The sequence below is a fragment of the Streptomyces prunicolor NBRC 13075 genome (genome assembly GCF_000367365.1).
In the GTDB taxonomy this organism is placed as follows: domain Bacteria; phylum Actinomycetota; class Actinomycetes; order Streptomycetales; family Streptomycetaceae; genus Streptomyces; species Streptomyces prunicolor.
In genome coordinates this window covers 223,298-248,655 of sequence record NZ_BARF01000059.1, presented here as the reverse complement: position 1 = coordinate 248,655, position 25,358 = coordinate 223,298, and the positions used below count along the sequence as shown (strand labels likewise).

Sequence of the window (25,358 nt, the reverse complement as noted above, 5' to 3'; positions counted from 1 at the left end):
GGGGGAGGGGAGTTCAGAGGTGACGGCGACGGTCGGCGACCTGGCGGTCGTACTCCTCGCGGGCCTGTACGGCCGACTCGCGCGAGGCGGTCTCGGCGACCGGCACGTCCCACCAGGCCTCGGCCGGGGGAGCGGTCGGGGTGGCGGTGTCGGTCTCGACGTAGACGCACGTCGGGCGGTCGGAGGCGCGGGCCGTGGCGAGCGCCTCGCGCAGTTCGCGGACCGTCTTGGCGCGCAGGACGTCCATGCCGAGGCTGGCCGCGTTGGCGGCGAGGTCGACCGGGAGCGGGGCGCCGGAGAAGGTGCCGTCGGCCGCGCGGTAGCGGTAGGCGGTGCCGAAGCGCTCGCTGCCGACGGACTCGGAGAGGCCGCCGATGGAGGCGTAGCCGTGGTTCTGGATCAGGACCAGGTTGACCGGGAGGCCTTCCTGGACCGCCGTGACGATCTCGGTCGGCATCATCAGGTAGGTGCCGTCGCCGACCAGCGACCAGACGGGGGTGTCCGGTGCTGCCTGCTGGACGCCGATGCCGGCCGGGATCTCGTAGCCCATGCAGGAGAAGCCGTATTCGAGGTGGTACTGGCGCGGGCTGCGCGCCCGCCACAGCTTGTGCAGGTCGCCGGGGAGCGAACCGGCCGCGTTGATGACCACGTCGTCGTCGCCGACTACCGCGTCGAGGGCGCCGAGGAGTTGGGTCTGGGTCGGTACGGCGTTCTCGTCGGGGGCGGTGAACGCGGTGTCAACAACCTGCTCCCAGCGCTCCTTGCCCTTGCGGTACTCGGCCTCGTAAACCGAGTTCACACGGTGATCGGCGAGTGCCTCGGTCAACGCGGTGAGTCCCGCCCTCGCGTCGCACACCAGGGTGCGCGCGGCGAGCTTGTGGGCGTCGAACGCGGTGATGTTGAGGTTGACGAACCGGACGGCCGGGTTCTGGAACAGGGTGTGGGAGGCCGTCGTGAAGTCCGTGTAGCGGGTGCCGACGCCGATCACCAGGTCAGCCGTGCGCGCGATGTCGTCGCTGACCGCGGTGCCGGTGTGCCCGATGCCGCCCAGGTCGGCCGGGTGGTCGTAGCGGAGCGAGCCCTTGCCCGCCTGGGTGGAGGCGACCGGGATGCCGGTGGCGTCCACCAGCGCCTTCAGCGCGTCCTCGGCCTGGCTGTGGTGGATACCGCCGCCCGCGACGATCACCGGACGCTCGGCGGCCCGGATGGCCTCGACGGCCTCCGCCAGCTCGAAGGGATCGGCAGCGGGACGCCGTACGTGCCATACGCGGTCGGCGAAGAACTCCTCCGGCCAGTCGTACGCCTCGGCCTGAACGTCCTGTGGGAGAGCGAGAGTTACGGCTCCCGTCTCGACCGGGTCGGCCAGGACGCGCATCGCGTTCAGCGCGGCCGGGATCAGGGCCTCGGGGCGCATGACGCGGTCGAAGTAGCGGGAGACCGGGCGCAGGGTGTCGTTGACCGAGAGGTCGGCCTCGACCGGGTGCTCCAGCTGCTGGAGGAGCGGGTCGGCGGCGCGGGTCGCGAAGTAGTCGCCGGGCAGGAGCAGGACCGGCAGGCGGTTGATCGTGGCGAGCGCGGCGCCCGTGACCAGGTTGGTGGCGCCCGGTCCGATCGACGTCGTGACCGCCTGCGCGGAGAGCCGGTCGAGCTGGCGGGTGTAGCCGACTGCCGCGTGCACCATGGCCTGTTCGTTGCGGCCCTGGTGGAACGGCATCGTGTCCTCGCCGGCCTCCAGCAGCGCCTGGCCGAGTCCGGCAACGTTGCCATGGCCGAAGATGCCCCAGGTGCCGGCGATCAGCCGGTGCCGTACGCCGTCGCGCTCGGTGTACTGGACCGACAGGAACTGCACCAGGGCCTGGGCGACGGTCAGGCGGCGGGTGGGGGTGCTCATCAGGACTTCTCCGGTGCCGTGTAGAGGGGGAGACGGGGGTCGACGGGCTGCTCGGGCCACGTGCCGCGGACCCAGGCGTGATCGGGGTGGTCGCAGATCAGCCAGGACCGGTCGTCCTCGGGTCCCGCCATGACGTTGAGGTAGTACATGTGGTGACCGGGCACCGCCATCGAGGGCCCGTGCCAGCCGTCCGGGATCAACACGACGTCTCCGCCCCGGACTTCGGCCAGGACATCCGTGTTACGGCCCTGCCCGGACGGAGAGACACGCTGGTAGCCGAGACCGGGGGTGCCCTCGTGGTCGGCGAACTCGAAGTAGTAGACCTCTTCGAGCACGGACTCCTCGCCGGGCCGGTGCTCGTCGTGCTTGTGCGGCGGGAAGGAGGACCAGTTCCCGCCGGGCGTGATCACTTCTACGGCGATGAGCTTGTCGCACTCGAAGACGCCGGCCGCGCCGAAGTTGTTGACCTGGCGGCTGCTGTAGCCGGTGCCGCGCAGCTCCACCGGCACCGACGAGGCCGGGCCGTAGCGGGCGGGCAGCCGGCGGGTGCAGCGGGCGCCGGTCAGCGCGAAGCGGCCACCGCCGGGCGACGAGATCGTCGTACGGGAATCGCGCGGGACGTACGCGAAGTCGCTCACGGCGGTGAACACGCTCTCGCGGCCGTGGAGTTCGAAGGTGTCGTGGCCGAAGTCGTCGGCGGCGGAGACCGTGCAGGCGCCGGCGAGCGGGACGACGATCCACTCGCTGTCGTCGGTGTCGAAGGTGTGGGTGCCGCCCGGCGGCAGTTCCAGGACCCGCAGGCTGGAGTAGCCCCAGGCCGCCGACTCGGGGGTGACGTCCACGACGTAGGGGCCGCCCAGGGCCTTTCCGGCGGGAAGGTGATATGCGCTCGTCATGGTGTGCCTCCGGTTCACAACAGGCCTACAGCGGTGTCCACCGCCGTCTCCACGCCGCCGTCGGCGGGGTAGAGCAGGGAGCGGCCCACGACCAGGCCCTGGACGGTGGGCAGGCGCAGCGTCTTGCGCCACTTCTCGTACGCGCCCTCCTGGTCGTCGCCGACCTCGCCGCCGAGCAGGACGACGGGCAGTGTCGAGGTCTCCAGGACCTCGGCCATGTCGTCCGGGTCGTCGGTGACGGGCAGTTTCAGCCAGGTGTAGGCGGAGGTGCCGCCCAGGCCCGAGGAGATCGCGATCGAGCGGGTCACGGCCTCGGCGGACAGGTCGTTGCGGACCTTGCCGTCGACGCGGCGGGATATGAACGGCTCGACGAACAGGGGGAGTTGGCGCGCCGCCATGTCGTCGATGGCGCGTGCCGTCGACTCCAGGGTGGTCAGTGAGCCCGGGTCGTCGTAGTCGATACGGAGCAGCAGCTTGCCCGCGTCGAAGCGGAGCCGGGCCATGTCCTCGGTGCGGTGGCCGGTGAACCGGTCGTCCATCTCGAAGGCGGCGCCGGACAGGCCGCCGCGGTTCATCGAGCCCATTACGACCTTGCCGTCCAGGACGCCGAGGAGGAGCAGGTCCTCCAGGATGTCGGCGGTGGCGAGCACCCCGTCGACACCGGGCCGGGAGAGCGCGATGCAGAGGCGTTCCAGCAGGTCGGCGCGGTTCGCCATGGCCGTGCGGTGATCGCCGACGCCGAGGGCGCCGCGGGCCGGGTGGTCGGCGGCCACGATCATCAGGCGGCCGCTGTCGCCCAGCAGCGGGCGGCGTACCCGGCGGGCGGCCGCCTCGGCGATCGCCTCCGGGTGCCGGGCTCTGACCGTGACCAGGTCGGGAATGCTGATGCTCAAGAGAAGCTCCGTTCAGGGGTGGCTGTTGCGGCCACGCGATCAGTCACTCACTCGCGCGCCCACGAGGAGGTCCTCGACCTCGGACTCGGTGGGCATCGCGGTGGAGCAGGCGAGGCGGGAGGCGACGAGGGCGCCGGCCGCGTTGGCGAACCGCATGGACCGTTCCAGGTCCCAGCCGGACAGCAGCCCGTGGCACAGCGAGCCGCCGAACGCGTCGCCCGCGCCGAGGCCGTTGAGGACCTCCACGGGGACCGGCGGTACCTCGGCGGTCGTGCCGTCGCGGTGGACGGCCAGGACACCCTTGGGGCCCTGTTTGACGATGGCCAGCTCCACGCCCGCGTCGAGCAGTGCCTGGGCGCAGGCGCGGGGCTCGCGGACGCCGGTGGCGACCTCGCACTCGTCGAGGTTGCCGACCGCGACCGTCGCGTGGCGCAGGGCCTCCGCGTAGTACGGGCGGGCCTCCTCCGGGTCCTGCCAGAACATGGGGCGCCAGTCGAGGTCGAAGACCGTGGTGCCCGCCTTGTCGCGCGCCTTGAGGGCGGCGAGCGTGGCGGAGCGGCTCGGCTCCTCGCTCAGACCGGTGCCGGTGATCCAGAAGACGCGGGCCTGGCGGATCGCGAAGTAGTCCAGCTCCTCGGTGCGGATCTCCAGGTCGGGCGCCTTGGGCTGCCGGTAGAAGTACAGCGGGAAGTCGTCCGGCGGGAAGATCTCGCAGAACGTGACCGGCGTCGGGTAGTCCGCGACGGGCGTGACCCAGCGGTCGTCGACCCCGAAGTCCTTGAGGGCCTCGTGCAGATACGTCCCGAAGGGGTCGTCGCCGGTGCGGGTGATCACCGCGGTGCTGCGGCCGAGCCGGGCGGCGGCGACCGCCACATTGCTCGCCGAACCTCCGAGGAACTTGCCGAACGTCTCCACACGGGCCAGCGGTACGCCAGACTGCAAGGGGTAGAGATCGACCCCGATGCGGCCCATGGTGATCAGATCGAAGGACTGGGCTGACTCGGCCATGCGCGACACTCCTCTGAGCTGCTGGGGGTGGGCGGGTCCAGAGGCCTGCCGCCTCCCAGGTGTAGGTCTCGGAGGGGCTCCCTGTCAATAGTTTGTACTTACATTCGGACCTGCTCGTGAAATGATGTCTTAACAAAGTATTGACAGCGGACGCGACCGGGGATTTGATTCCGTCCCAGCGCAACAGCCGTGTTTCGCGGCAGACGACCCGGGACCGACAGGCCCCGAGCCCGGATTTCTGCGATCATGACTCCCTTTCCCCTGAAGCACAGTGAGGTGCAGGAAAGATGGACCGTTCCACTTACTCCCGCTCGCGCAGAATGGCCCCCATCGTGGCGGTGGCCGCGGCAGCGGCCCTGACCCTCGCCGGCTGCTCCAGCAGCTCGGGCGGCAAGAAGTCCACCGAGGACTCCTCCGGCGCCTCCGCGGGCAAGGCGAGCACTCCGCGCATGACGGTCGCCCTGGTCACGCACCAGGCGCCCGGCGACACGTTCTGGGACATCGTCCGCAAGGGCGCCCAGGCCGCCGCGGCCAAGGACAACATCAAGCTCGTCTACTCGGCAGACCCGAACGCGGGCAACCAGTCGAACCTGGTGCAGAACGCGATCGACCAGAAGGTCGACGGCATCGCGGTCACCCTCGCCAAGCCCGACGCCCTGAAGGACGTCATCGCCAAGGCGAAGACCGCGAACATACCCGTCGTGGGCCTCAACTCCGGTCTCAGCGACTGGAAGAAGCTCGGACTGCTGGAGTTCTTCGGCCAGGACGAGACGGTGGCCGGCGAGGCGCTCGGCAAGCGGCTGAACTCGGAAGGCGCCAAGAAGGCCGTCTGTGTCATCCAGGAGCAGGGCAACATCGGTCTGACCCAGCGCTGCGCCGGTGTGAAGAAGACGTTCACCGGCACGACCGAGGTCCTCAACGTCAACGGCACGGACATGCCGTCGGTGAAGTCGACGATCACGGCCAAGCTCACGCAGGACAAGGCGATCGACTACGTCGTCACCCTGGGCGCCCCGTTCGCCATGACGGCCGTGCAGTCGCTGGCCGACGCGGGCAGCAAGGCGAAGGTCGCGACCTTCGACCTGAACAGCACCCTGACCGGCGCCATCAAGAAGGGCACCGTCCAGTTCGCGGTGGACCAGCAGCCGTACCTCCAGGGCTACTTGGCGGTCGACTCCCTGTGGCTCTACAAGAACAACGGCAACTACAGCGGCGGCGGTGAGCAGCCCGTACTGACCGGCCCGGCCTTCGTCGACAAGACCAACGTCGACGCCGTCGCGAAGTACGCCGCCAACGGAACCCGGTGATGAGTATGACCCAGCATGCCGAGCCGGCGGTGACCTCACCGCCGGCCCCCGGCCCCAAGGAATCCGACGGCCGGACCGTCGAACGGCCCCTGGCGCTACGGCTGTTGGCGCGCCCCGAGGTGGGCGTGTTCCTCGGCGCCGCCGCGGTGTACGTGTTCTTCCTGATCGCCGCTCCGCCGGTGCGGGACGGCGCCTCGATGGCGAACATTCTCTACAGCTCGTCGACGATCGGCATCATGGCGCTGCCGGTGGCCCTGTTGATGATCGGCGGGGAGTTCGACCTTTCCGCCGGTGTCGCCGTCATCACCTCGGCGCTGACCGCGAGCATGCTCAGCTACCAACTGACCATGAACGTATGGGTCGGTGTGATCGTCGCGCTGCTGGTGTCGTTGGGGATCGGGTTCCTCAACGGGTGGATGGTGGTCAAGACCGGGCTGCCGAGCTTCCTGGTCACGCTGGGCACGTTTCTGATCCTGCAGGGTGTCAACCTCGCGGTGACGAAGCTGGTCACCGGGAATGTGGCGACCGATGACATCAGCAACATGGACGGCTTCGGCCAGGCGAGGAAGGTCTTCGCGACGTCCTTCGACATCGGCGGCGTCGACGTCAAGATCACGATCTTCTATTGGCTGGTATTCGCGGCGATCGCGACCTGGGTGCTGCTGCGGACGAAGTACGGGAACTGGATTTTCGCGGTCGGTGGGAACAAGGACTCGGCGCGGGCGGTCGGTGTGCCGGTGGCGTTCACGAAGATCTCGCTGTTCATGCTGGTCGGTTTCGGTGCCTGGTTCATCGGGATGCACCAGTTGTTCACCTTCAACACCGTGCAGTCCGGTGAGGGTGTGGGCCAGGAGCTGATCTACATCTCGGCGGCGGTGATCGGTGGTTGTCTGCTGACCGGTGGTGCCGGTTCGGCGATCGGTCCGGTCTTCGGGGCGTTCATGTTCGGCATGGTGCAGCAGGGCATCGTCTACGCGGGCTGGAACCCCGACTGGTTCAAGGCGTTCCTCGGCGTGATGCTGCTGGGCGCCGTCCTCATCAATCTGTGGGTCCAGCGCACCGCGACCCGGAGGTGACCTTCATGGCAAGCAACGAATCCGGCACTCACGGCGCCATCCTCGAAGACACGGCGCCGAGCGACGCGGACGCGCCGATCGTCCAACTGCGCAACGCGGGCAAGTCCTACGGCAATGTCCGTGCCCTGCACGGTGTGGACCTCGCGGTCCGCCCGGGCCAGGTCACCTGTGTGCTGGGTGACAACGGCGCGGGCAAGTCGACCCTGATCAAAATCATCTCCGGGCTGCACCAGCACACCGAGGGCGAATTCCTCGTCGACGGCGGGGCGGTGCACCTGACCACTCCGCGTCAGGCGTTGGACCGGGGCATCGCGACGGTCTACCAGGACCTGGCCGTCGTGCCGTTGATGCCGGTGTGGCGCAACTTCTTCCTCGGCTCGGAGATGACGAAGGGCCCCTGGCCGTTCCGCCGTCTCGACATCGAGAAGATGAAGAAGACCGCTGACGAGGAACTGCGCAACATGGGCATCGTCCTGGACAACCTGGACCAGCCCATCGGCACCCTCTCCGGCGGCCAGCGCCAGTGTGTCGCCATCGCCCGCGCCGTCTACTTCGGCGCCCGCGTCCTGATCCTGGACGAGCCGACCGCCGCCCTCGGCGTCAAGCAGTCCGGTGTGGTGCTGAAGTACGTGGCCGCCGCGCGGGAACGCGGGCTCGGGGTCATCTTCATCACCCACAACCCGCACCACGCCTACATGGTCGGCGACCACTTCAGCGTGCTGCGCCTGGGCACCATGGAGTTGTCGGCGGAGCGCAGCGAGATCACCCTCGAAGAGCTCACCAACCACATGGCCGGCGGTACCGAACTCGCCGCGCTCAAGCACGAGTTGTCCCAAGTCCGCGGCCTCGACGTCGACGAACTCCCGGACGAGAAGGCCCTGAAGGCGCCGGTGAGCGCGTCTCCTGAAGGGACCGCCTGACATGTCGGACCGCCCGTTCCTGGACCGGATCCGGGTCGGCTCCGCCCCCGACTCCTGGGGTGTGTGGTTCCCGGACGACCCCCAACAGGTGCCGTGGGAACGGTTCTTGGACGAGGTCGCGCAGGCCGGCTACCCCTGGATCGAGCTGGGCCCGTACGGCTATCTGCCGACCGACCCGGCCCGGCTCACGGACGAGCTCGCCCGACGCGAGCTGAAGGTGTCCGCGGGCACGGTCTTCACCGGCCTGCACCGCGGCCCCTCCGTCTGGGACGCGACATGGGAGCACGTCAGCCAAGTCGCCGCGCTCACCCAGGAGATGGGCGCGCGGCACCTGGTCGTCATCCCCTCCTTCTGGCGGGACGACAAGACCGCCGAGATCCTGGAACCGCCGGAGCTGACCGGCGAACAGTGGGCCCACCTCACCAAGGGCATGGAGCGGCTCGGGCACGAGGTCAAGGAGGCGTACGGACTCGACCTCGTGGTCCACCCGCACGCCGACACCCACCTCGACACCGAGGACCACGTCGAGCACTTCCTCGACTCGACCGACTCCGAACTGGTCAACCTCTGCCTGGACACCGGGCATTACGCCTACTGCGGCGGCGACAGCGTCAAGCTGATCGAGACGTACGGCGAACGCATCGGCTATCTGCACCTCAAGCAGGTCGACCCGGAGATCCTCGCCGACGTCGTCAAGAACGAGGTGCCGTTCGGACCGGCCGTGGCACGCGGAGTGATGTGCGAACCGCCGTCCGGCGTACCGGAGTTGGAGCCGGTGCTGATCGCGGCGCAGCGCCTGGGCGTGGAGTTGTTCGCGATCGTCGAGCAGGACATGTACCCGTGCGAGCCGGACAAGCCGCTCCCCATCGCGGAGCGCACCCGCAAGTTCCTCCGTTCCTGCGGTGCCTGACCATTCCCGCGGTGCCTGACCATTCCCGCGGTGCCTGACCATTCCTGCGGTGCCTGACGATCCGAAAGGACGGCCGATGGCCATGAACCCGCGCGACCCGCTCGGAGTAGCAGTCGTCGGAACTGGAAAGATGGGAGCCGACCACGTCCGCAGGATCCAGGACGTGGTCAACGGAGCCCGGGTGAGTGCCGTCGTGGACGTCGACGCCGAGCGCGCCAAACGGATCGCGTCCGGTGTCGACGGCTGCACGGCGTACACCGACCCGGCGGCGGCCATGGCGGCGGCGGACGTCGACGCGGTCCTGATCGCCTCCCCTGGCCCGGCCCACGAGGCGGCCGTGCTGACGGCCTTCGAGCACGACCTCCCGGTCCTGTGCGAGAAGCCGCTCACCCCCGACGCGGCCTCCGCGCTACGAGTGATGGAGGCGGAGGTACGCCTCGGTCACCGCCGGGTGCAGGTCGGCTTCATGCGGCGCTACGACGCCGAGTACATGAAGCTCAAGTCCCTCCTGGGAACAGGCCAGTTGGGCAGACCGCTCATGCTCCACAACCGGCACCGCAACGCCGCCAGCCCGCCCTTCTTCACCAGTTCCATGCTGATCAGCGACTCGGTGGCCCATGAGACGGACGTGACGCGCTGGCTGCTGGGCCACGAGATCACCGCCGTCCAGGTACTGCGCCCGCGCCCCTCGGCGAGCGCCCCGGACGACCTCCAGGACCCGCAGTTCGTCGTCTTCGAGACCGACGGCGGCGCGATCGTCGACGTCGAGATGTTCGTCAACTGCGGCTTCGGCTACCAGGTTCAGGCCGAGGTCGTCTGCGAACGCGGCACCGCCCGCATCGGCGACGGCCACGCCATGGTCACCAACATGGCCGGCCGCTGGGGTGGCACCATCGCCCAGGACTTCGTCGAACGCTTCGCCGACGCCTACGACCGCGAGATCCAGACCTGGGTCGACGCCACCCGCCGCGGCGAGGTGACCGGCCCGAGCGTGTGGGACGGGTACGCGGCGGCGGCCGTGTGCGAGGCGGGGGTACGGGCGTTGGAGGACGGGGTGCGGGTGGAGGTCGAGCTGGTGGAGCGACCCGAGCTCTACCTGTGACCGACTTCGTCGGGGGCGGCACGTGCGATCACGTGCCGCCCCCGACGTACGTTTACGACAGAATCGGCACGCGCGGACGCGCCTCGAACCCCGCCGCACGGTACGCCTCGTCGATCAGTGTCATCGTCGCGACCGCGTCGTCCGGACCCAATGGCAAGGGCGCGCCCTCCCTCAACCGGGCGGCGAACGCCTCCAGTTGATAGGTGTACGAGGACCGGCGGCCCAGCCGTTCCGTGCGTTCGCCGTCCGTCGTGCGGATGACGATCCGGTCGTCCAGCTGGGGGAGCACGAAGTTCGGCGCGAACGCCTCGCCGCGGCTGCCGATGATCCGGCAGCTCATCTCCAGCTTGTCGTACGCCATGTGACAGCGGGCGGAGCCCGTGGCGCCGCTGGGGAAGGCGAGGTCGGCGTCCAGCCACTCGTCGACGCCCGGGGCGCCCGCGCGTTCGCCGGCGCGGGCCTTCACCAACTGCGGGGCGCCGCCCGCCCACGGGGCCAGCATCCGCTGGGCGTGCAGGCTGTAGCAGCCCAGGTCCATCACGGCGCCACCGGCCAGGTCCAGGGACCAGCGCGGGTCGGTGTCCGCCGGGGCCTGGATCGCGACGAGCGTCTCGACGTGCCGCAGCTCGCCGAGTTCACCCGAGGCCAGCAGCTCGTGCAGGCGCCGGGTGACCGGGTGGAAGAGGTAGTGGAAGGCCTCCATGAAGACCCTGCTGGACTTCGCCGCCGCCTCCCGGACCTCGGCCGCCTCCTCCGCGTTGCTCGCCGACGGCTTCTCCGACAGCACGTGCTTGCCCGCCGCGAGCGCGGCGAGGTTCCACGGTCCGTGCAGGCCGTTGGCGAGCGGGTTGTAGACGACCTCCACCTCTGGGTCGGCGATCAGGTCGGCGTAGGAGTCCGCGACCCGTTCGACGCGGTGCGCGGCGGCGTACGCCTCCGCCCTGGACCGGTCCCGCGCGGCCACCGCGACAATGCGGTGGCCGGTCGTCCGGGCGGGACCGATCAGGGAGTTCTCGGTGATCCGAGCCGCTCCCAGTACTCCGATGCGCAGTGGTTCCCGGCCCGGACCGCTCATGCTTCGCGTACCTCCTGGATGGTGACGGGGCGGTGCTCGTGCAGCGACAGGGTGCAGGCGTCGGCGATCCAGCCGGCCTCCAGGGCGTCCGCGACCGTGCACGGGGAGGTGCGGGTGCCGGCCACGACCTCGGTGAACGCGGTGAGTTCGGTGCGGTAGGCGGCCGTGAAGCGGTCCATGAAGAAGTCGTGCGGGGTGCCCGCCGGGAAGGTCACGCCGGGCTCCACGGAGCGCAGCGGCAGCTTGTCCTCCAGGCCCACCGCGATGGAGTCCGTGAAGCCGTGGATCTCCATGCGGACGTCGTAACCCCGGGCGTTGTGACGGGAGTTGGACACCACCGCGATGGTGCCGTCGTCCAGGGTGAGGATCGCGCCGGTGGTGTCGGCGTCGCCCGCCTCCTTGATGTACTCGGCGCCACGGTTGCCGCCGACCGCGTACACCTCGGTGACCTCGCGGCCCGTCACCCAGCGGATGATGTCGAAGTCGTGCACGGAACAGTCCCGGAAGATGCCCCCGGACGCGGCGATGTACGCGGCCGGCGGCGGCGCCGGGTCCAGCGTGGTCGAGCGCACGGTGTGCAGCTTGCCCAGCTCACCGGACTGCACAGCGGCGCGCGCGTTGACGAAACCGGCGTCGAAGCGGCGGTTGTAGCCGATCTGGATCGGCACGCCGCTGCCCTCGACGGCCTTGAGGACCTGGACACCCTCGGCCATCGTCTTGGCGACGGGCTTCTCGCAGAACACGGGGATGCCCGCCTCGACGGCGGCCAGGATCAGACCCGGGTGGGCGTCGGTCGCCGCGGCGATGACGACACCGTCGATCCCGGCGGCGAGCACAGCCTCGGGGGAATCCGCGACCTCCGCGCCGAACCGCTCGCCGGCCTTCTTCGCGGCCTCCGCGAACGGGTCGGCGACGACGAGGGACTCGACGACGTCGAGTCCGGACAGGGTTTCGGCGTGGAACGCGCCGATGCGGCCGAGGCCGAGGATTCCGATACGCATGAGGGCTCTTGCTTTCTCGAGGGGTGCGGGTGTGGTGCGGGTGGGGAAGGTCAGTCGAGGGCGCCCAGGACGTTCTGGTCCCAGTCGATCACCGAACCGGTGACCACCCCGGACCGGTCGGACAGCAGGAACACCACGAAGTCGGCGATCTCGTCCGGTTGGCCGAGCTTGCCCATCGGCAGCCGTTCGGCGGCCTGTCGGAGCCAGTCGTCCCCGGCACCGTGGAAGGCCCGCTGCGTCGCGTCCTCGCCCTCGGTCGCCGTCCAGCCGATGTTGACGGTGTTGATCCGGATCCGGTCGAAGCGGTGCGCATGGGCCGCGTTACGGGTCAGGCCCGCGAGGCCGGCCTTGGCCGTGGAGTACGGGGCGAGGTAAGGCGGGCCGCCATGGGCGCAGTTGGAGCCGATGTTGACGACCGTGCCCGGTGCCTTGCGTGCCGTCATGTCGGCCACCGTCGCCTGCATCGCGAAGAACGGCGCCTTCACATTGATGGCCATGTGCTGGTCGAACAGCTCGGGCGTGGTGTCCAGCAGCGAGCCCCGCGAGGTGAGTCCGGCGGAGTTCACCAGACAGTCGATACGGCCGTGCGCGGCGATCACCTCGGCCACCGCGCCTTTCGCCTGCTCGGCGTCGGACAGGTCGGCCCGGACGAACATCGCCTTGCCGCCCGCCTCGGCCAGCTCGGCGACCAGGGCGTCACCGGGCTCGGCGCGTCGGCCGGTGAACGTCACCACCGCCCCCTCGCGCACCGCCGCCCGGACGATCGCGGCGCCCACGCCCTGGCTGCCGCCGTTGACGAGGACGACCTTGTCGTCGAGAAGTCGAAGTCCCATGGTTTTCCTTGGCGTTACTCGGTGTTCCCCGGCGTTCTCCGGCGTTCCTTGGTGTTTCCGTCAGCTCTCGCGCCGCTCGGCAGCGGCCCGCAGTTCCCCGCGCAGGGCCTGCGGGTCCCACCCCTCACGCACCGCGCGCCGTACGAGGTCGGCCTGCGAGGGCGGGGCCAGCCCCTCGACCGGCGGGTCGTTGTCGAGGTTGGTCGGGAACGGGTAGCCCTCGGCACTCGCCGCGACGACCGTGTCCAGCCACTCCTCGCCCACGCCCTCGGCCTTGCGCCTGAGCAGCACCGGGAAGACGGCGTTGGTGACGGCCTCGCGGTCCACCGTCTCCATCGCCCGCCCGAACGCGGAGGACACCTGGAGCAGGTTGGCCATGCGCCGCACCTCCGCCGTGCGGTTGGTGCCGGCCGCGTGGAAGAGCGCCGGGTTGAAGAACGCGGCATCGCCCTTGGCGAGCGGGAGTTGGATGTAGTTCGCTTCGAAGTAGGCCTGGAATTCCGGGAGTCGCCACGCCAGATAGCCCGACTCGAACTTCTGGGAGTGCGGCAGATACATCGTCGGCCCCGACTCCACCGGCATGTCGCAGTGCGCGACCGCCCCTTGGAGCGTGAGCACGGGGGAGAGACGGTGCACGTGCGCCGGATACCCGGCGGCGACCTCGTTCGTGAGGAACCCGAGGTGGTAGTCGCGGTGCACGGTCTGTGCCGCGCCGCCCGGGTGGACCACGTTGATCTGCGAGGTGACCTGGTAGCCGGGGCCGAGCCAGGCGGTGGAGACCAGGGCCAGGATGTCGTTCGCGTAGTAGTCGGCGAACGCCTCCGGGTCGTAGAGCGCGGCCTTCTCCAGCGCGTTCCACACCCGGTCGTTGGCCCCGGGCTTCGCGAAGTGGTCCCCGGCGCCCGCGCCCGACGCGCGCTGCTCGGCGATCAGGGCCTCGAACACCTCTGTGGAACGGTCCACGACCGACAGATCCGGGAAGGCACCCTGCAGGACCACGATGCCGGGCCCCTCGGCGAACGCCTGCACCAGCTCGGCCTGCACCTCACGGCGCTCGCCGGCCGCCACGGACTTGCGGAGCCGGTCGCTGTCGTAGACGAGGACGTTCCGCTCGACCGAGGACGCGTACGGGAAGTCGGCCAGGTCGGTCGGCTGCTCGACGAGCGTGCGGAAGGCGTCGAGGTCGCAGTCCTGCTCGGTGAGCCAGGCGCGGGTTTCTGCTGATGTGAAGGACATCGTCGTCCCCTCGGGTCACGGAGCGGTGCGGTCCTGTCATTCTTGTCAGTACAAACCCTTCGAACAACCAGCAGCAAGCCATCAAAAACCCCTCAAGGAGACGACCGGTGGGCCACCCCTTCCCGATCCGCGAAATCGCACGTCAGGCGGGTCTCAGCGAGGCCACCGTGGACCGGGTCCTGAACGGCAGGGGCGGGGTTCGCGAGAGCACGCAGCGTGAGGTACGGCAGGCCATCGCCGATCTCGACCGGCAGCGCACCCAGGTCAGGCTCGTCGGCCGTACGTTCATGATCGACATCGTGATGCAGACGCCGGAGCGCTTCTCCACCGCCGTACGGAACGCGCTGGAGGCCGAGCTGCCCGATCTGCACCCGGCCGTCGTGCGCTCACGCTTCCACTTCCGGGAGACCGCGCCGGTGAAGGAGCTGGTCGGAACCCTGGACCGGATCGTCCGGCGCGGCTCGCAGGGCGTCATCCTCAAGGCGCCGGACGTCCCCGAGATCACCGCCGCGGTCGGCCGGCTCGTCGCCGCCGGTATCCCGGTCGTCACCCTGGTCACCGACTTGCCCGCGAGCGCCCGGCTGGCCTACGTCGGCATAGACAACCGGGCGGCGGGCGCGACGGCCGCCTATCTGATGGGCCAGTGGCTCGGCGACCGCCCCGGCAACGTCCTCACCAGCCTGAGCAGCGGTTTCTTCCGCAACGAGGAAGAACGCGAGATGGGGTTCCGCAGCACCATGCGCGCCCGCTACCCGGAGCGGGCCCTCGTCGAGATCACCGAGGGCCACGGCCTGGACGCCACCCAGTACGAGCTGGTCCGGGCAGCCCTCAAGCGCGACCCGGACATCCGCGCGGTCTACTCGATCGGCGGCGGCAACATCGCGACCCTGCGCGCCTTCGCCGACCTGGGCCGCGAGTGCGCCGTGTTCGTCGCGCACGACCTCGACCACGACAACACCCGGCTGCTGCACGAGCAGCGCCTGTCCGCCGTCCTCCACCACGACCTGCGCCAGGACGTCCGCGAGGCCTGCCGCATCGTGATGCGCGCCCACGACGCGCTGCCGCCCGCGGGCCCGACCCTGCCGTCCGCGATCCAGGTCGTCACGCCCTACAACTTGCCTACGGCGCAGCCGCGTTGACCCCGCTCAAAGATTGAGCCCGCTCAAAGATTGATCGCGTACGCCTTGCGCAGTGTCTCGTGCACCGTCCACGTCGTACGGTCGCCCTCGCGCAGCACGGCCATGTCCCCGGGGCCGACGGTCAGCGTCTCGCCGTCCTCGACCTCGATCGTGGCCGAACCGCTGATCACGACGAACAGCTCGTCCGCCTCCGTGTCGGTGACCACACCCGGCGTGATCTGCCAGATCCCGCGGACCTGCTTGCCGTCCTCGGACTCCCACACGACCTTCCCGGTGACCTCGGGCGTACCCGAGACGATCTGCGCCGGATCGAGCGGCTCGGCCTCGAGCTCGGCGTCGGGGATACGGACTACGAAACTGTGCGTCATGCCGCGACCCTAGCCGGGGTGGACCGGTCGAGGCGTGGACACTGTGTGGGGTATCGGCCCAGGTCGGAGGACACTTCGTCGCGGAGTGGCGGCCCGGGCGGGGCCGGGTGATCGTGGAGGGCATGGCGCAGACCACGGCAGCCGTCCCCGAGCCACACCCACACTCGCAGCCGCACCCGCACCCGCACGCAACCCGGGAGAACATCCTCTTCGGGGGCGTCTACGGCGCCGTCCTCGCCTGCTCGATGGTCGCCGCGCTCACCCAGTACGGCCACACCGACCGGAGCAGCCGCCGCTACGACGCCCTGTGGCTGCTGGTGACCGCCGCCGCCTCGGCACTCGCCCACGGATACGCCCACTACATCGCCGAGCGCGCCCCGCACCGCCGCTGGGACGCCCTGCGCACCCTGCGCGACGAGTGGCCCCTGGTCGCCGCCGCGTTGCCCACCGTCCTGCTGCTCGCCGGGGCCGGCTGGGGCTGGTGGCCCGCGAACGGCGTCGAGTACGCGGCGTTCGTCCTCAACATCGCGCTGCTGTTCTGCCTGGGGCTGGTCACCGCCCGCTGGTCGGCCCGGAGTTGGGTGGCGGCCATGGTCATCGGGGCGGTGGACGCGTTGCTCGGGGTGGTGGTCGTCGTGGCCAACGCCCTGATCAAATAAGCTCGTTCGGCTCGTTCGGCTCGTTCGGCTCGTTCGGCTCGTTCGGCTCGTTCGGCTCGTTCGGCTCGTTCGGCCCTTTCGTCAAACGGCGGCGCTCGCCTACGAGATGCCTTGGTAACCGCGCAGCTTGCGGTACAGCGTCGCCCGGCCGATCCCCAACGCGGCGGCCGCCCGCGCCTTGTTGCCCCCGTGCCGACGCAAGGCCGCCAGGATCGCGGTGCGTTCGGCGTGTTCCATCGGGCTGAGCCGCCGGGCCGCGGGACGCTCCCGGACGGGGTCGGGAAGTTCGGCCCGCCGCACGGGCCCGGTGACCCGCCGGTGTTCCGCCAACGCCCTGACGACATGCGCGAGTTCGGTGACGTTCCCGGGCCAGGGGTGTTCCTCCAGGGCGCGCAACGCGTCCAGCGTCCAGGTGAGCGGCGGCTGTCCCGGGGCCGGGCGGGGCGCGAGGACCGGCAGCAACTCCCGTACGTCCTCCGGGCGTTCACGCAGTGCGGGCAAGGTCACCGACCGGGCCGCCAGGGTGTCCAGCAGGCGCTGGAAGCACGGGCCCGGGGGAGTACCGGGCGTGTAGGTGACCAGCAAGTGCACATCGGGGTGTTCGTCGAGCAGGGAGTTGAGCGCGGCGACGTCCGGCTGGGCGAGCCGTTCGGCGTGCCGCAGGAGCAGCGGGCGGCCGTCGGCCAACTCGCTGTACTTCACGCCGAGTTCGGGCGACTCGGCGGCATCGGCGACCAACGGCTCCCGCTCGCCGAGCAGTTCACGGGCCAGCGCGGTCTTGCCGCTCCCGCGCTCACCGGTCAGCAGCAGCGGCTCGGGGACCCGGGCCAGCTCCACCGCCCGCGCGACCGCGTGCCGCCAGGGCACCGAACCACCCGCGAGTGCCAGCGCGGGACGCGGCACGAGACGCGGCACCGGTGCCTCGGCAGGGCGCGCTTCGAGTACGGCGACGATCCCGAGAACGCGCCCTTCATGCCGTACGGGAGTGATCTCGGCGGTGCACCCGGCACCGTCGGGGAGCGTCAGGTCGTAGGGCTGCTCCTGCACCGGACGGCATCCGGTGTCGTGGGACCGTTCCAACGCTGGACCGCCGCCGGCGTCGGTCGGCCGCTCCCGGTTCGGACCGCCCCCGGCGTCGTGGGACCGTTCCAGCGCTGGACCGCCCCCGGCGTCGGCGGGCCGCTCCTGGACCGGACCGCCCCCGGCGCCGTTGGACCGTTCCACCACCGCACCGCCCCCAGTGTCCTGAGGCGGCTGTGAGTCGTGGGGCGGCCGTGTGCCGGAGGCGCGCTCGCTCGTGCTGGACCGTTCCAGCGCGGCCAGTACCTGAGGTGTCGCAAGGCGCACCGCGGCCTCGCTGACGAGGCGGTTGCGGCCGTCGAGGGCGACGACCGCGCGGTCCGGGCCGTGGGCGGCCCGGGTGTAGGCGTCGAGGAGCACCCGTTCGGCGGTGCGGGAGCGGGCGAGCAGTTCCGCTTCGACCGCCGTGGCCGTCGCCTCGGCGAGCGCGGCCCCCGGATGCGGGCCGCAGCCCGCGCACAGGGCGGATGCGACGGTCACCGTGCCCAGTGCCTGCCCGGAATCCGGGGCGAGGAGGGGCACGCTGACCGCCGACACGTCCTGCCACACATCGAGGAAGTGCTCGGGGCCGTGCACCTCGGCCCGGCGCCGGGTGCGCAGGGCGAGGGCCGCGCTGTTGTGGCCCACCTCCCGCTCGGACAGGTCGCGGCACCGGTCGTCGCCGGGGACCTCGCCCGTGGTCCACAGCACCCGCAGCCGCTCGTCGGTGAGGAGCATCGCCGAGTGGCCGAGCGCCGGCGCGATGCGGTCCAGCACGGGCCGCGCGGCCTCCAACAGGGCGGAATCGGCCGGGAGTTCGGGATCGTGGACCGGTCCATCGAGGTCGTGCCGTACGCCGAAGAAGCGGGCGCGGCGCCAGGCCGCGAGGACCTCGTCCGGGACGTCGTCGGGCAGCGGGCGGTCGCTCAGGAACCGCTCGCGCGCCTGGCGCAGCGGGGCGAGGGCGGGGAAGTGCTCCACGGTGGTCATGACGCCTCTCACCGTATCGGGCCCGTGGCGGCGACCGCCGCGGGGCTGTAACTGTCTCGTAATGAGACACCCGCGCAGGTCCGGCCCGCATCATGATCGTGAAGAGTCGGTGCCTTTCTCACCTCTGCCTCAACTTGGCTCCACCTGTTTCCACCTGCCCACCTCCGTCGCACCCCTGCCTCACCCCTGGAGTGTCCCGCCGTGCACGTTGTCGAGACCGACGTACTGATCGTGGGCAGCGGCCCGGCCGGCGCGTGTGCCGCGCTGGCGCTGAGCACCTACGGCGTGCCCCACATCGTCGTCACGCGCTACTCGCGCCTCACCAGGACGCCCCGCGCGCACATCACCAACCAGCGCACCATGGAGATCCTGCGCGACCTCGGCGTCGAGGACGAGGTGCTTGCCCAGGCGACGCCGCAGCACCTGATGGGCAACACCACGTTCTGCACCAGCATGGCCGGCGAGGAGCTGGGCCGGATCCGCTCCTGGGGCAACGACCCGCTCGTGCAGGCCGCCCACGACCTGGCCAGCCCGACCCGCATGTGCGACATGCCGCAGCACCTGATGGAGCCGGTACTGATCGACGCGGCGCTCGCGCGCGGCTCCAACGTCCGTTTCAGCACGGTCTACAAGTCCTTCGTGCAGGACGAGGACGGTGTCACGGTCACCGTCGAGGACCGGCTGCGCGGCGACGAGTACCGGATCCGCGCCAAGTACCTCATCGGCGCGGACGGCGGACGCTCGCAGATCGCGGAGGACGCCGGGCTGCCGATGGGCGGTCAGATGGGGGTCGCGGGCAGCATCAACATCGTCTTCGACGCGGACCTGAGCAAGTACACCGCGCACCGCCCCTCCACCCTCTACTGGGTGCTCGCCCCCGGCGCCACCGTCGGCGGCATCGGCGCGGGCCTGGTGCGCTGCGTCAAGCCGTGGAACGAGTGGCTGATCGTGTGGGGCTACGACGTGAGCGCCGGCGCCCCCGACCTCACCGAGGAGTACGCGCTGTCCGTCGTACGGCAGTTGGTCGGCGACGACGACATCCCGGTGACCATCAAGTCGTCCTCGGCGTGGACGGTCAACGAGATGTACGCCGAGACGTACGCCAACGGCCGGGTCCTGTGCGCCGGTGACGCCGTGCACCGCCACCCGCCGTCGAACGGGCTCGGCTCCAACACGTCGATCCAGGACGCCTACAACCTGGCCTGGAAGCTGAAGCTGGTCCTCGACGGCACCGCCACACCGAAGCTGCTCGACAGCTACGACGCCGAACGCGCCCCGGTCGGCAAGCAGATCGTCACCCGCGCCAACAAGTCCATCGGCGAGACTGCCCCCATCTTCGAGGCGCTGGACGGCCTTTCCCCGCAGACGCCCGAACAGTTGTGGGCCAACATCGACGCCCGCAAGGACTCATCCGCCGCCGCGGCCAAGCAGCGGGCGGCGCTGCGCGAGGCGATCGCCTTCAAGGTGTACGAGTTCAACGCGCACGGCGTCGACCTCAACCAGCGCTATTCCGCGGAGAGTTCGACCGCGGTCGTGCCCGACGGCACGCCCGACCCCGGGTTCGACCGCGACCGCGAGCTGTACCACCAGCCCAGCTCCCGCCCCGGCGCCAAGCTCCCGCACGCCTGGATCACGTCGGGCACGCGCACCGTCTCGACCCTCGACACGGTCGGCAAGGGCCGCTTCACCCTCCTGACCGGCATCGGCGGCGAGGCCTGGGTGCGCGCGGCGCAGGCGCAGTCCCTGGACATCGCCACGGTCGTGATCGGCCCCGGCCAGGAGTACGACGACCCGTACGGCGACTGGGGCCGCCTGAGCGAGGTGTCCGAGGCGGGCGCCCTCCTCGTCCGCCCCGACGGCTATGTCGCTTTCCGCCACGCCGACGCGGCCGGGAACGCCGAACAGTTGCTCACGGACGCGTTGCGACGCATCCTCGGGCACGGCTGACATTTCACACAGGGGCAGTTCGCGCAGGATAGGGAGCCGCAATGACCACTGACGTCACCGTCACGGACGAGGCCGTCGCCAGTCTGGAGGGGACGGCCGATCCCCGCCTGCGTGAACTGCTGACCGGTCTGATCCGGCATCTCCACGCGTTCGCGCGGGAGACCGGCCTGACCCAGGCGGAGTGGGAGCGGGCGATCGGCTTCCTGACGGAGACCGGGAAGATGTGCACGGACACCCGGCAGGAGTTCATCCTCCTGTCGGACGTGCTCGGCCTGTCGATGCTGGTCGAGACGATCAACGGCGACCGGGCCGCCGGATCCACCGAGTCGACGGTGCTGGGCCCCTTCCACATGACCGAGTCCCCGGTCCGTGAACTCGGCGCGAACATCGACCTGGTGGGCGGCGGCGAGCCGTGCGTGGTCAGCGGCCGGATCGTGTCGGGGGACGGCACGCCGCTGCCTGGCGCGGTCCTCGACGTGTGGCAGGCGGACGGCAACGGCTTCTACGACGTGCAGCGCCCGGACCTCCAACCCCCGGGCAACGGACGGGGGTTGTTCACCACGGACGCCGAGGGCCGCTTCTGGTTCCGCACCTGCGTACCGAGCCCGTACCCCATCCCCACGGACGGCCCGGTAGGCGAACTCCTCAAGGCCACCGGCCGCCACCCCTACCGCCCCGCCCACATCCACTTCATCGCCTCGGCCGAGGGCCACTCCCCGGTCACCACCCACATCTTCGTGGCGGGCAGCGACTACTTGGACTCCGACGCCGTCTTCGCCGTCAAACAGAGCCTCGTCGAGGACTTCACCCCGACCGACGACCCGTCCCTGGCACGGGAGTTCGGCATCGCCAACCCCTTCCGCCACGCCCGCTTCGACCTCGTCCTGGACCACGCGTGAAGAACTTCCTGGACTTTGCCTACGACGCCCAGCCCATGCGGGTCGTGTTCCGCCCCGGCGCCGCGCTGACCGCGACCGCCGGGGAGGCCGAACGGCTCGGTCTGCGGCGGGTGTTGGTGCTCTCGGGTTCGCGCGGCGCCGACACCGCGCAGGCGGTCGCCGATTCGCTGGGGGAGGCGTGCGTGGGGCTGCACGCGGAGGCGAAGATGCACGTCCCGGTCGAAGTCGCGGACCGTGCGGTCGAGTTGGCGCGCACGCTGGGCGCCGACGGCTGTGTCGCGGTCGGCGGCGGCTCGGCGGTCGGCCTCGGCAAGGCGATCGCCCTGCGCACCGGCCTCCCGCTGATCGCCGTCCCCTCCACCTACGCCGGCTCCGAGATGACCCCGGTCTGGGGCCTCACCGAGAACGGCGCCAAACGCACCGGCCGCGACCCCGCCGTCCTGCCCCGCAGCGTCGTCTACGACCCCGAACTCACCCTGGAACTTCCCGTACCGCTCACGGTGACCAGCGGCATCAACGCGATCGCGCACGCCGTGGAGGCCCTGTACGCCCCGGACACCTCGCCCGTGATCGCCCTCATGGCGGAGGAGGGCGTAGGGGCGCTGGCGGGAGCGCTGCCCGAACTGGCCGCCGAGCCACGGTCGTTGGCGGCCCGGAGCCGTGCGCTGTACGGGGCGTGGCTGTGCGGCTCCTGCCTCGGTGCCACGACCATGGGCCTGCACCACAAGCTGTGCCATGTCCTCGGCGGCACCTTCGGCCTGCCGCACGCGGAGACGCACACGGTGGTGCTGCCGTACGCGCTGGCGTACAACGCGCCCGCCGCGCCGCTGACGGTCTCCGTCGTGGCCCGCGCGCTGGACGCCGAGGACGCCCCGCGCGCCCTGTGGGACCTGGCACGGCGGCTCGGCGCACCGCGCTCGCTCGCCGAACTAGGCCTGAAGGAGGGCGACTTGGCGACGGCGGCCGCGCAGGCGGTGAGCCAGGCGTACGCCAACCCCCGGCCGGTCACCGAGGAGGGCGTACTCGCGCTGCTGCGCGCGGCGTACGAGGGAACGCCCCCCGCGTAAAAGGCTGTTCAGCGGTCCGTGCGGTCAGCGGTCCGTGCGGTCAGTGGTTCGTGCGGACGCCGTCCAGCGCGATCGCCAGGACGCGGTCGCGCTGGGTGTCGTCCACGAACTTCGTCCCGGTGACCCCGGCCACCAGGCGCAGCAGATCACCGAAGTCCATGTCCGTGCGGGCCTCGCCCGCCTTCTGCGCGCGCTCGAACAGCGGACCGCCCGCCGAGAACATCGACTCGCGGCAGGTCCCGAAGATCTCCGAGTCGTTGTCCAGCGCCTCGCGCACCGCCTGCTTGGTCACCATGTAGCCCGCGAAACGGTTCAGCCATGAGGCCAGCGCTTCCCACGGCTCCTGGTCGGCGACGGACAGAGCGACCTGGCACAGCGCGTTCACCTCGTCCGCGTAGACGCTCTCGAAGAGGGCCCGGCGGGTCGGGAAATTGCGGTAGAGGGTGCCGATGCCGACGCCCGCGCGCCGCGCGATGTCCTCCAGCGAGGCCTCCGAGCCGTGCTCCGCGAAGGCCTCGCGGGCCGCGGTCAGCAGGGCGTCGTAGTTGCGGGCGGCGTCCTTGCGGTGGGGTCTCTGGGCCGCGACGATCTCGCTGACGGGGAACGGCTGGGCCGTCACGGGTGCCTCCCTGGGGTGGGGCCCGGTTGAACCGGAGGTGTGCCTCCGTTATGGTGGAGGGGTACCTCCACTTTAGCAGTGTGGGCGCGTTCCGCCGTAGAGCAATGCGCGGGCGCACCCCCGTTCGCTTGTTCCGGAGAGGCTCTCGATGCCCCGCAAGTCCTCCCGCCTCACCTTCGCGGTCCTCGCGACCGGTGCGGGCGTGTTCTCCATGCTGCAGTCGCTGATCGCGCCGGCCCTGCCGACCGTCCAGCACGCGCTGCACACCTCGCAGTCCACCGCGACCTGGGTGATGACGGCCTATCTGCTGTCCGCCTCGGTCTTCACCCCGATACTCGGCCGCGTCGGCGACCTGGTCGGCAAGAAGCGCACCCTCGTCGCCGTCCTCCTGGCGGTGCTGGCCGGCTGTCTGGTCGCCGCGCTCGCGCCCAACATCGGCGTCCTGATCATCGCCCGGGTCGTCCAGGGCGTCGGCGGCGCGCTGTTCCCGCTTTCCTTCGGCATCATCCGGGACGAGTTCGACGCGTCCCAAGTCCCGGGCAGCATCAGCAACTTGTCCGCCGTGATCGCCGCGGGCGGCGGCGTCGGCATGGTGGCCGCCGGGCCCATCGTGACCGCGCTCGACTACCGCTGGCTGTTCTGGTTCCCCGTCGGCATCGTCGCCGTCACCACCCTCATCGCCGTGCGCTACGTCCCCGAGTCGCCCAACCGCGCCCAGGGGCAGGTCAATTGGTTCGGTGCCGTACTCCTTTCGGGCTGGCTGGTCGCCCTGTTGCTGCCGCTGAGCCAGGCCGGCAGCTGGGGTTGGGGCTCCGTGCGGGTCGTCGGCCTGTTCGCCGCGGCCGTCGTGCTCTTCGCGGCCTGGCTGTTCTCGGAGGCCCGCTCCCGCAGCCCGCTCATCGACCTGAAGGTGATGCGCCTGCCGTCCGTGTGGACCACCAACACCGCCGCGCTGCTGTTCGGCGCGGGCATGTACGCGATCTGGTCCTTCCTGCCCGGCTTCGTCCAGACCCCGTCGTCCGCAGGCTACGGCTTCGGCGCCAGCGTCACCGCGTCCGGACTCCTCATGCTCCCGATGCTGCTCGCGATGTTCGTCTCCGGCGTCCTCAGCGGCCGCCTGGAACCGATCTTCGGCGCCAAGGTCCTGCTCACCACCGGTGCCGCCCTCGGCGCACTCGCCTGCGCGATCCTCGCCCTCTGGCACGACCAGCAGTGGCAGATCGCCCTCGTCGCAGGCATCTTCGGCCTCGGCATCGGACTCGCCTTCGCCTCCATGGCCAACCTCATCGTCGGCAGCGTCCCGCCCGAGCAGACCGGCGCCGCCACCGGCATGAACGCCAACATCCGCACCATCGGCGGCTCGATCGGCGCCGCGGTCACCAGCGTCCTGGTCACCGGCCACCTCCAGCCGTCCGGCCTGCCCTACGACTCCGGGTACACCCACGGGTTCACGCTGCTGGCGGTGCTGCTCCTCGGTGCCGCGCTGGCCGCGCTCCTGGTGCCGCGACGGTCCGGCCGTAGCGGAGGAACGACCGTCGGCGGTTCCGAGTCGGCGCTCCTGAAGGCGGAGGAGGAAGCGTCGGTGATGGCTCCCGGCGCCCTCAACTGACGTGGCCGGTATGCCAGCATGAGGTGATGATCGAACAGAGCGCACGGGGTTCTGGCGGGGAACTCCTGGACGTACAGCGGCTCCGGCTCGTCGAGACCGCCGCTCCTCGGCTCACGCCCGAGGAGCGGCAGGCGATGAACGAGGCGTGGGACGGGTTGGTGCGGGTCAACCCGAGTTTCTTCGACGGGCCGGTCCTGGTGTGCGCGGGTACCCGGCGGGAGGGACCGGATGACCTGACCGTCTCCTGGGTGAGGACGACGTACCGGCACTTCGCTCTCCGACGCGTCCCGTTCTCGACCTCGTGGCTGCCGTCGTTCTTCGTCTCCGTCCTCCAACCGGCCGACGACGGGCGCCTGTTGGTGGGCCGTATGTCGAACTCGACGGCGGCACCCGGACGTTGGCAGTTGCCGGGCGGCTCGCTCGAACCGCCCGAGGGCGACGAGCCGCTCGACATGAGGGCCCTGCGCCGCCACGCCGCACGGGAGTTGATCGAGGAGACCGGCATCGACGCCTCGCCCGAGGACCTCACCTTCTGGAACGTCACCCGCGCCGGGAACGGCAGCATCGGTGTCCTGTTCCGCGCCCCGTCCCTCCCGGAGGCCGGGCTGCGCGAGCGGTACGAGGCCATGGCGGCGGCGGAGAAGGCCCAGGGCCGTGAACCGGAGCTGGACAACATCGCCCTGATCCACTCGACGGCCCAACTCCCGCTCCTGGTGGGCCCGCACGCGGACTACCTGGAGCCGATCGTCACCCGCTACGAGAAGTTGGCAGGCGGCGGAACGGGTGTCTCGATTTGAGACACCCGCGGCGGCGCCGAAACCTTCATGATCGGCAGCGTACGACTGCTGTGAAGA

23 protein-coding genes are annotated in these 25,358 nt (G+C 70.5%); 12 read left to right on the top strand and 11 right to left on the bottom strand.

The features are described 5' to 3' along the window. Positions 1-13: 13 nt before the first annotated feature. The 4 genes from iolD to iolC are packed head-to-tail and all read right to left on the bottom strand — an operon-like array spanning position 14 to position 4,688. Positions 14-1,891: a 3D-(3,5/4)-trihydroxycyclohexane-1,2-dione acylhydrolase (decyclizing) gene (gene iolD, locus SPR02S_RS27200; protein WP_019060175.1), complete on the bottom strand. Its 1,878-nt coding sequence runs from the start codon at positions 1,889-1,891 to the stop codon at positions 14-16. Continuing rightward, positions 1,891-2,787, bottom strand: a complete 897-nt coding sequence (gene iolB, locus SPR02S_RS27195; RefSeq protein ID WP_019060174.1) for a 5-deoxy-glucuronate isomerase — start codon at positions 2,785-2,787, stop codon at positions 1,891-1,893. Before iolB ends, iolD begins: the two co-directional genes overlap by 1 nt. 14 nt (positions 2,788-2,801) lie before the next feature. After that, the gene (locus tag SPR02S_RS27190) at positions 2,802-3,680 is read right to left on the bottom strand and encodes a Cgl0159 family (beta/alpha)8-fold protein (RefSeq protein WP_019060173.1); all 879 of its coding nucleotides are present in this window, start codon (positions 3,678-3,680) and stop codon (positions 2,802-2,804) included. Positions 3,681-3,719: 39 nt separating this feature from the next. Further along, a complete protein-coding gene (gene iolC, locus SPR02S_RS27185; protein WP_019060172.1) occupies positions 3,720-4,688 on the bottom strand; it encodes a 5-dehydro-2-deoxygluconokinase in 969 nt (322 codons plus the stop codon). A gap of 287 nt (positions 4,689-4,975) precedes the next feature. On the opposite strand from iolC, the gene SPR02S_RS27180 reads away from it, so the two are divergent. From SPR02S_RS27180 to SPR02S_RS27160, 5 genes are all read left to right on the top strand, one after another. Further along, a complete protein-coding gene (locus SPR02S_RS27180) occupies positions 4,976-5,995 on the top strand; it encodes a sugar ABC transporter substrate-binding protein (RefSeq protein ID WP_026150902.1) in 1,020 nt (339 codons plus the stop codon). Further along, positions 5,995-7,071, top strand: a complete 1,077-nt coding sequence (locus SPR02S_RS27175; protein ID WP_019060170.1) for an ABC transporter permease — start codon at positions 5,995-5,997, stop codon at positions 7,069-7,071. The genes SPR02S_RS27180 and SPR02S_RS27175 overlap by 1 nt, the downstream gene beginning before the upstream one ends. Positions 7,072-7,076: 5 nt before the next feature. Beyond that, complete coding sequence (locus SPR02S_RS27170; protein ID WP_026150901.1) at positions 7,077-7,991, top strand: ATP-binding cassette domain-containing protein; 915 nt, start codon at positions 7,077-7,079, stop codon at positions 7,989-7,991. A 1-nt stretch (position 7,992) separates the two neighbouring features. After that, positions 7,993-8,901, top strand: coding sequence for a sugar phosphate isomerase/epimerase family protein (locus SPR02S_RS27165; protein ID WP_019060168.1), 909 nt, complete (start codon positions 7,993-7,995; stop codon positions 8,899-8,901). A gap of 82 nt (positions 8,902-8,983) precedes the next feature. Continuing rightward, the gene (locus SPR02S_RS27160; RefSeq protein WP_026150900.1) at positions 8,984-10,003 is read left to right on the top strand and encodes a Gfo/Idh/MocA family protein; all 1,020 of its coding nucleotides are present in this window, start codon (positions 8,984-8,986) and stop codon (positions 10,001-10,003) included. Positions 10,004-10,055: 52 nt separating this feature from the next. Here the strand turns inward: SPR02S_RS27160 and SPR02S_RS27155 are convergent, their stop codons facing one another. Genes SPR02S_RS27155 through SPR02S_RS27140 form a run of 4 tightly spaced genes read right to left on the bottom strand, consistent with a single transcriptional unit; the run spans position 10,056 to position 14,148 of the window. Further along, positions 10,056-11,078, bottom strand: a complete 1,023-nt coding sequence (locus SPR02S_RS27155) for a Gfo/Idh/MocA family protein (protein ID WP_019060166.1) — start codon at positions 11,076-11,078, stop codon at positions 10,056-10,058. Next, positions 11,075-12,079 carry a Gfo/Idh/MocA family protein gene (locus tag SPR02S_RS27150; protein ID WP_019060165.1) on the bottom strand — a complete coding sequence of 335 codons (1,005 nt, stop codon included), beginning with the start codon at positions 12,077-12,079 and terminating at the stop codon, positions 11,075-11,077. The genes SPR02S_RS27155 and SPR02S_RS27150 overlap by 4 nt, the downstream gene beginning before the upstream one ends. Before the next feature lie 50 nt (positions 12,080-12,129). Then, positions 12,130-12,912, bottom strand: coding sequence for an SDR family oxidoreductase (locus SPR02S_RS27145; RefSeq protein WP_019060164.1), 783 nt, complete (start codon positions 12,910-12,912; stop codon positions 12,130-12,132). A gap of 60 nt (positions 12,913-12,972) precedes the next feature. Then, positions 12,973-14,148: a phytanoyl-CoA dioxygenase family protein gene (locus SPR02S_RS27140; protein ID WP_019060163.1), complete on the bottom strand. Its 1,176-nt coding sequence runs from the start codon at positions 14,146-14,148 to the stop codon at positions 12,973-12,975. A 107-nt stretch (positions 14,149-14,255) separates the two neighbouring features. Between SPR02S_RS27140 and SPR02S_RS27135 the strand changes: the two genes are divergently transcribed. Further along, on the top strand, positions 14,256-15,287 hold the full coding sequence (locus tag SPR02S_RS27135) for a LacI family DNA-binding transcriptional regulator (RefSeq protein WP_019060162.1): 1,032 nt from the start codon (positions 14,256-14,258) through the stop codon (positions 15,285-15,287). A 23-nt stretch (positions 15,288-15,310) separates the two neighbouring features. On the opposite strand, the gene SPR02S_RS27130 is transcribed toward SPR02S_RS27135, so the two are convergent. Continuing rightward, positions 15,311-15,655 (bottom strand): cupin domain-containing protein, encoded by a 345-nt coding sequence (locus SPR02S_RS27130; protein ID WP_019060161.1) that lies wholly within the window; start codon positions 15,653-15,655, stop codon positions 15,311-15,313. Between the two features lie 122 nt (positions 15,656-15,777). On the opposite strand from SPR02S_RS27130, the gene SPR02S_RS27125 reads away from it, so the two are divergent. Next, the gene (locus SPR02S_RS27125; protein WP_026150899.1) at positions 15,778-16,314 is read left to right on the top strand and encodes a hypothetical protein; all 537 of its coding nucleotides are present in this window, start codon (positions 15,778-15,780) and stop codon (positions 16,312-16,314) included. Between the two features lie 99 nt (positions 16,315-16,413). Here the strand turns inward: SPR02S_RS27125 and SPR02S_RS27120 are convergent, their stop codons facing one another. After that, complete coding sequence (locus tag SPR02S_RS27120; RefSeq protein WP_019060159.1) at positions 16,414-18,363, bottom strand: helix-turn-helix domain-containing protein; 1,950 nt, start codon at positions 18,361-18,363, stop codon at positions 16,414-16,416. Between the two features lie 201 nt (positions 18,364-18,564). Here SPR02S_RS27120 and SPR02S_RS27115 point away from each other — a divergent pair, with 201 nt between their 5' ends. Genes SPR02S_RS27115 through SPR02S_RS27105 form a run of 3 tightly spaced genes read left to right on the top strand, consistent with a single transcriptional unit; the run spans position 18,565 to position 22,276 of the window. Then, entirely contained in the window at positions 18,565-20,310 is a 1,746-nt protein-coding gene (locus tag SPR02S_RS27115) for an FAD-dependent oxidoreductase (RefSeq protein ID WP_019060158.1), read from the top strand. 41 nt (positions 20,311-20,351) lie between these two features. Next, complete coding sequence (locus SPR02S_RS27110; RefSeq protein WP_019060157.1) at positions 20,352-21,209, top strand: intradiol ring-cleavage dioxygenase; 858 nt, start codon at positions 20,352-20,354, stop codon at positions 21,207-21,209. Continuing rightward, positions 21,206-22,276, top strand: coding sequence for a maleylacetate reductase (locus tag SPR02S_RS27105; RefSeq protein WP_019060156.1), 1,071 nt, complete (start codon positions 21,206-21,208; stop codon positions 22,274-22,276). Before SPR02S_RS27110 ends, SPR02S_RS27105 begins: the two co-directional genes overlap by 4 nt. 40 nt (positions 22,277-22,316) lie before the next feature. On the opposite strand, the gene SPR02S_RS27100 is transcribed toward SPR02S_RS27105, so the two are convergent. Next, positions 22,317-22,895 carry a TetR/AcrR family transcriptional regulator gene (locus SPR02S_RS27100; RefSeq protein WP_019060155.1) on the bottom strand — a complete coding sequence of 193 codons (579 nt, stop codon included), beginning with the start codon at positions 22,893-22,895 and terminating at the stop codon, positions 22,317-22,319. Between the two features lie 148 nt (positions 22,896-23,043). On the opposite strand from SPR02S_RS27100, the gene SPR02S_RS27095 reads away from it, so the two are divergent. Both SPR02S_RS27095 and SPR02S_RS27090 read left to right on the top strand, forming a co-directional pair. Further along, positions 23,044-24,504, top strand: coding sequence for an MFS transporter (locus SPR02S_RS27095; protein ID WP_019060154.1), 1,461 nt, complete (start codon positions 23,044-23,046; stop codon positions 24,502-24,504). 26 nt (positions 24,505-24,530) lie between these two features. Beyond that, positions 24,531-25,301, top strand: coding sequence for an NUDIX domain-containing protein (locus SPR02S_RS27090; protein WP_019060153.1), 771 nt, complete (start codon positions 24,531-24,533; stop codon positions 25,299-25,301). The last annotated feature ends 57 nt before the right edge of the window (positions 25,302-25,358 follow it).

What these genes read in the sequence shown, in the direction of transcription:
- SPR02S_RS27180 (WP_026150902.1), top strand. Translation starts at nt 4,976, where the DNA reads ATGGACCGTTCCACTTACTCCCGCTCGCGCAGAATGGCCCCCATCGTG.
- SPR02S_RS27165 (WP_019060168.1), top strand. Translation starts at nt 7,993, where the DNA reads ATGTCGGACCGCCCGTTCCTGGACCGGATCCGGGTCGGCTCCGCCCCC.
- iolB (WP_019060174.1), bottom strand. Translation starts at nt 2,787, where the DNA reads ATGACGAGCGCATATCACCTTCCCGCCGGAAAGGCCCTGGGCGGCCCC.
- iolD (WP_019060175.1), bottom strand. Translation starts at nt 1,891, where the DNA reads ATGAGCACCCCCACCCGCCGCCTGACCGTCGCCCAGGCCCTGGTGCAG.
- SPR02S_RS27155 (WP_019060166.1), bottom strand. Translation starts at nt 11,078, where the DNA reads ATGAGCGGTCCGGGCCGGGAACCACTGCGCATCGGAGTACTGGGAGCG.
- SPR02S_RS27145 (WP_019060164.1), bottom strand. Translation starts at nt 12,912, where the DNA reads ATGGGACTTCGACTTCTCGACGACAAGGTCGTCCTCGTCAACGGCGGC.
- SPR02S_RS27110 (WP_019060157.1), top strand. Translation starts at nt 20,352, where the DNA reads ATGACCACTGACGTCACCGTCACGGACGAGGCCGTCGCCAGTCTGGAG.
- iolC (WP_019060172.1), bottom strand. Translation starts at nt 4,688, where the DNA reads ATGGCCGAGTCAGCCCAGTCCTTCGATCTGATCACCATGGGCCGCATC.
- SPR02S_RS27150 (WP_019060165.1), bottom strand. Translation starts at nt 12,079, where the DNA reads ATGCGTATCGGAATCCTCGGCCTCGGCCGCATCGGCGCGTTCCACGCC.
- SPR02S_RS27175 (WP_019060170.1), top strand. Translation starts at nt 5,995, where the DNA reads ATGAGTATGACCCAGCATGCCGAGCCGGCGGTGACCTCACCGCCGGCC.
- SPR02S_RS27140 (WP_019060163.1), bottom strand. Translation starts at nt 14,148, where the DNA reads ATGTCCTTCACATCAGCAGAAACCCGCGCCTGGCTCACCGAGCAGGAC.
- SPR02S_RS27170 (WP_026150901.1), top strand. Translation starts at nt 7,077, where the DNA reads ATGGCAAGCAACGAATCCGGCACTCACGGCGCCATCCTCGAAGACACG.
- SPR02S_RS27090 (WP_019060153.1), top strand. Translation starts at nt 24,531, where the DNA reads ATGATCGAACAGAGCGCACGGGGTTCTGGCGGGGAACTCCTGGACGTA.
- SPR02S_RS27160 (WP_026150900.1), top strand. Translation starts at nt 8,984, where the DNA reads ATGAACCCGCGCGACCCGCTCGGAGTAGCAGTCGTCGGAACTGGAAAG.
- SPR02S_RS27095 (WP_019060154.1), top strand. Translation starts at nt 23,044, where the DNA reads ATGCCCCGCAAGTCCTCCCGCCTCACCTTCGCGGTCCTCGCGACCGGT.
- SPR02S_RS27120 (WP_019060159.1), bottom strand. Translation starts at nt 18,363, where the DNA reads ATGACCACCGTGGAGCACTTCCCCGCCCTCGCCCCGCTGCGCCAGGCG.
- SPR02S_RS27130 (WP_019060161.1), bottom strand. Translation starts at nt 15,655, where the DNA reads ATGACGCACAGTTTCGTAGTCCGTATCCCCGACGCCGAGCTCGAGGCC.
- SPR02S_RS27125 (WP_026150899.1), top strand. Translation starts at nt 15,778, where the DNA reads ATGGCGCAGACCACGGCAGCCGTCCCCGAGCCACACCCACACTCGCAG.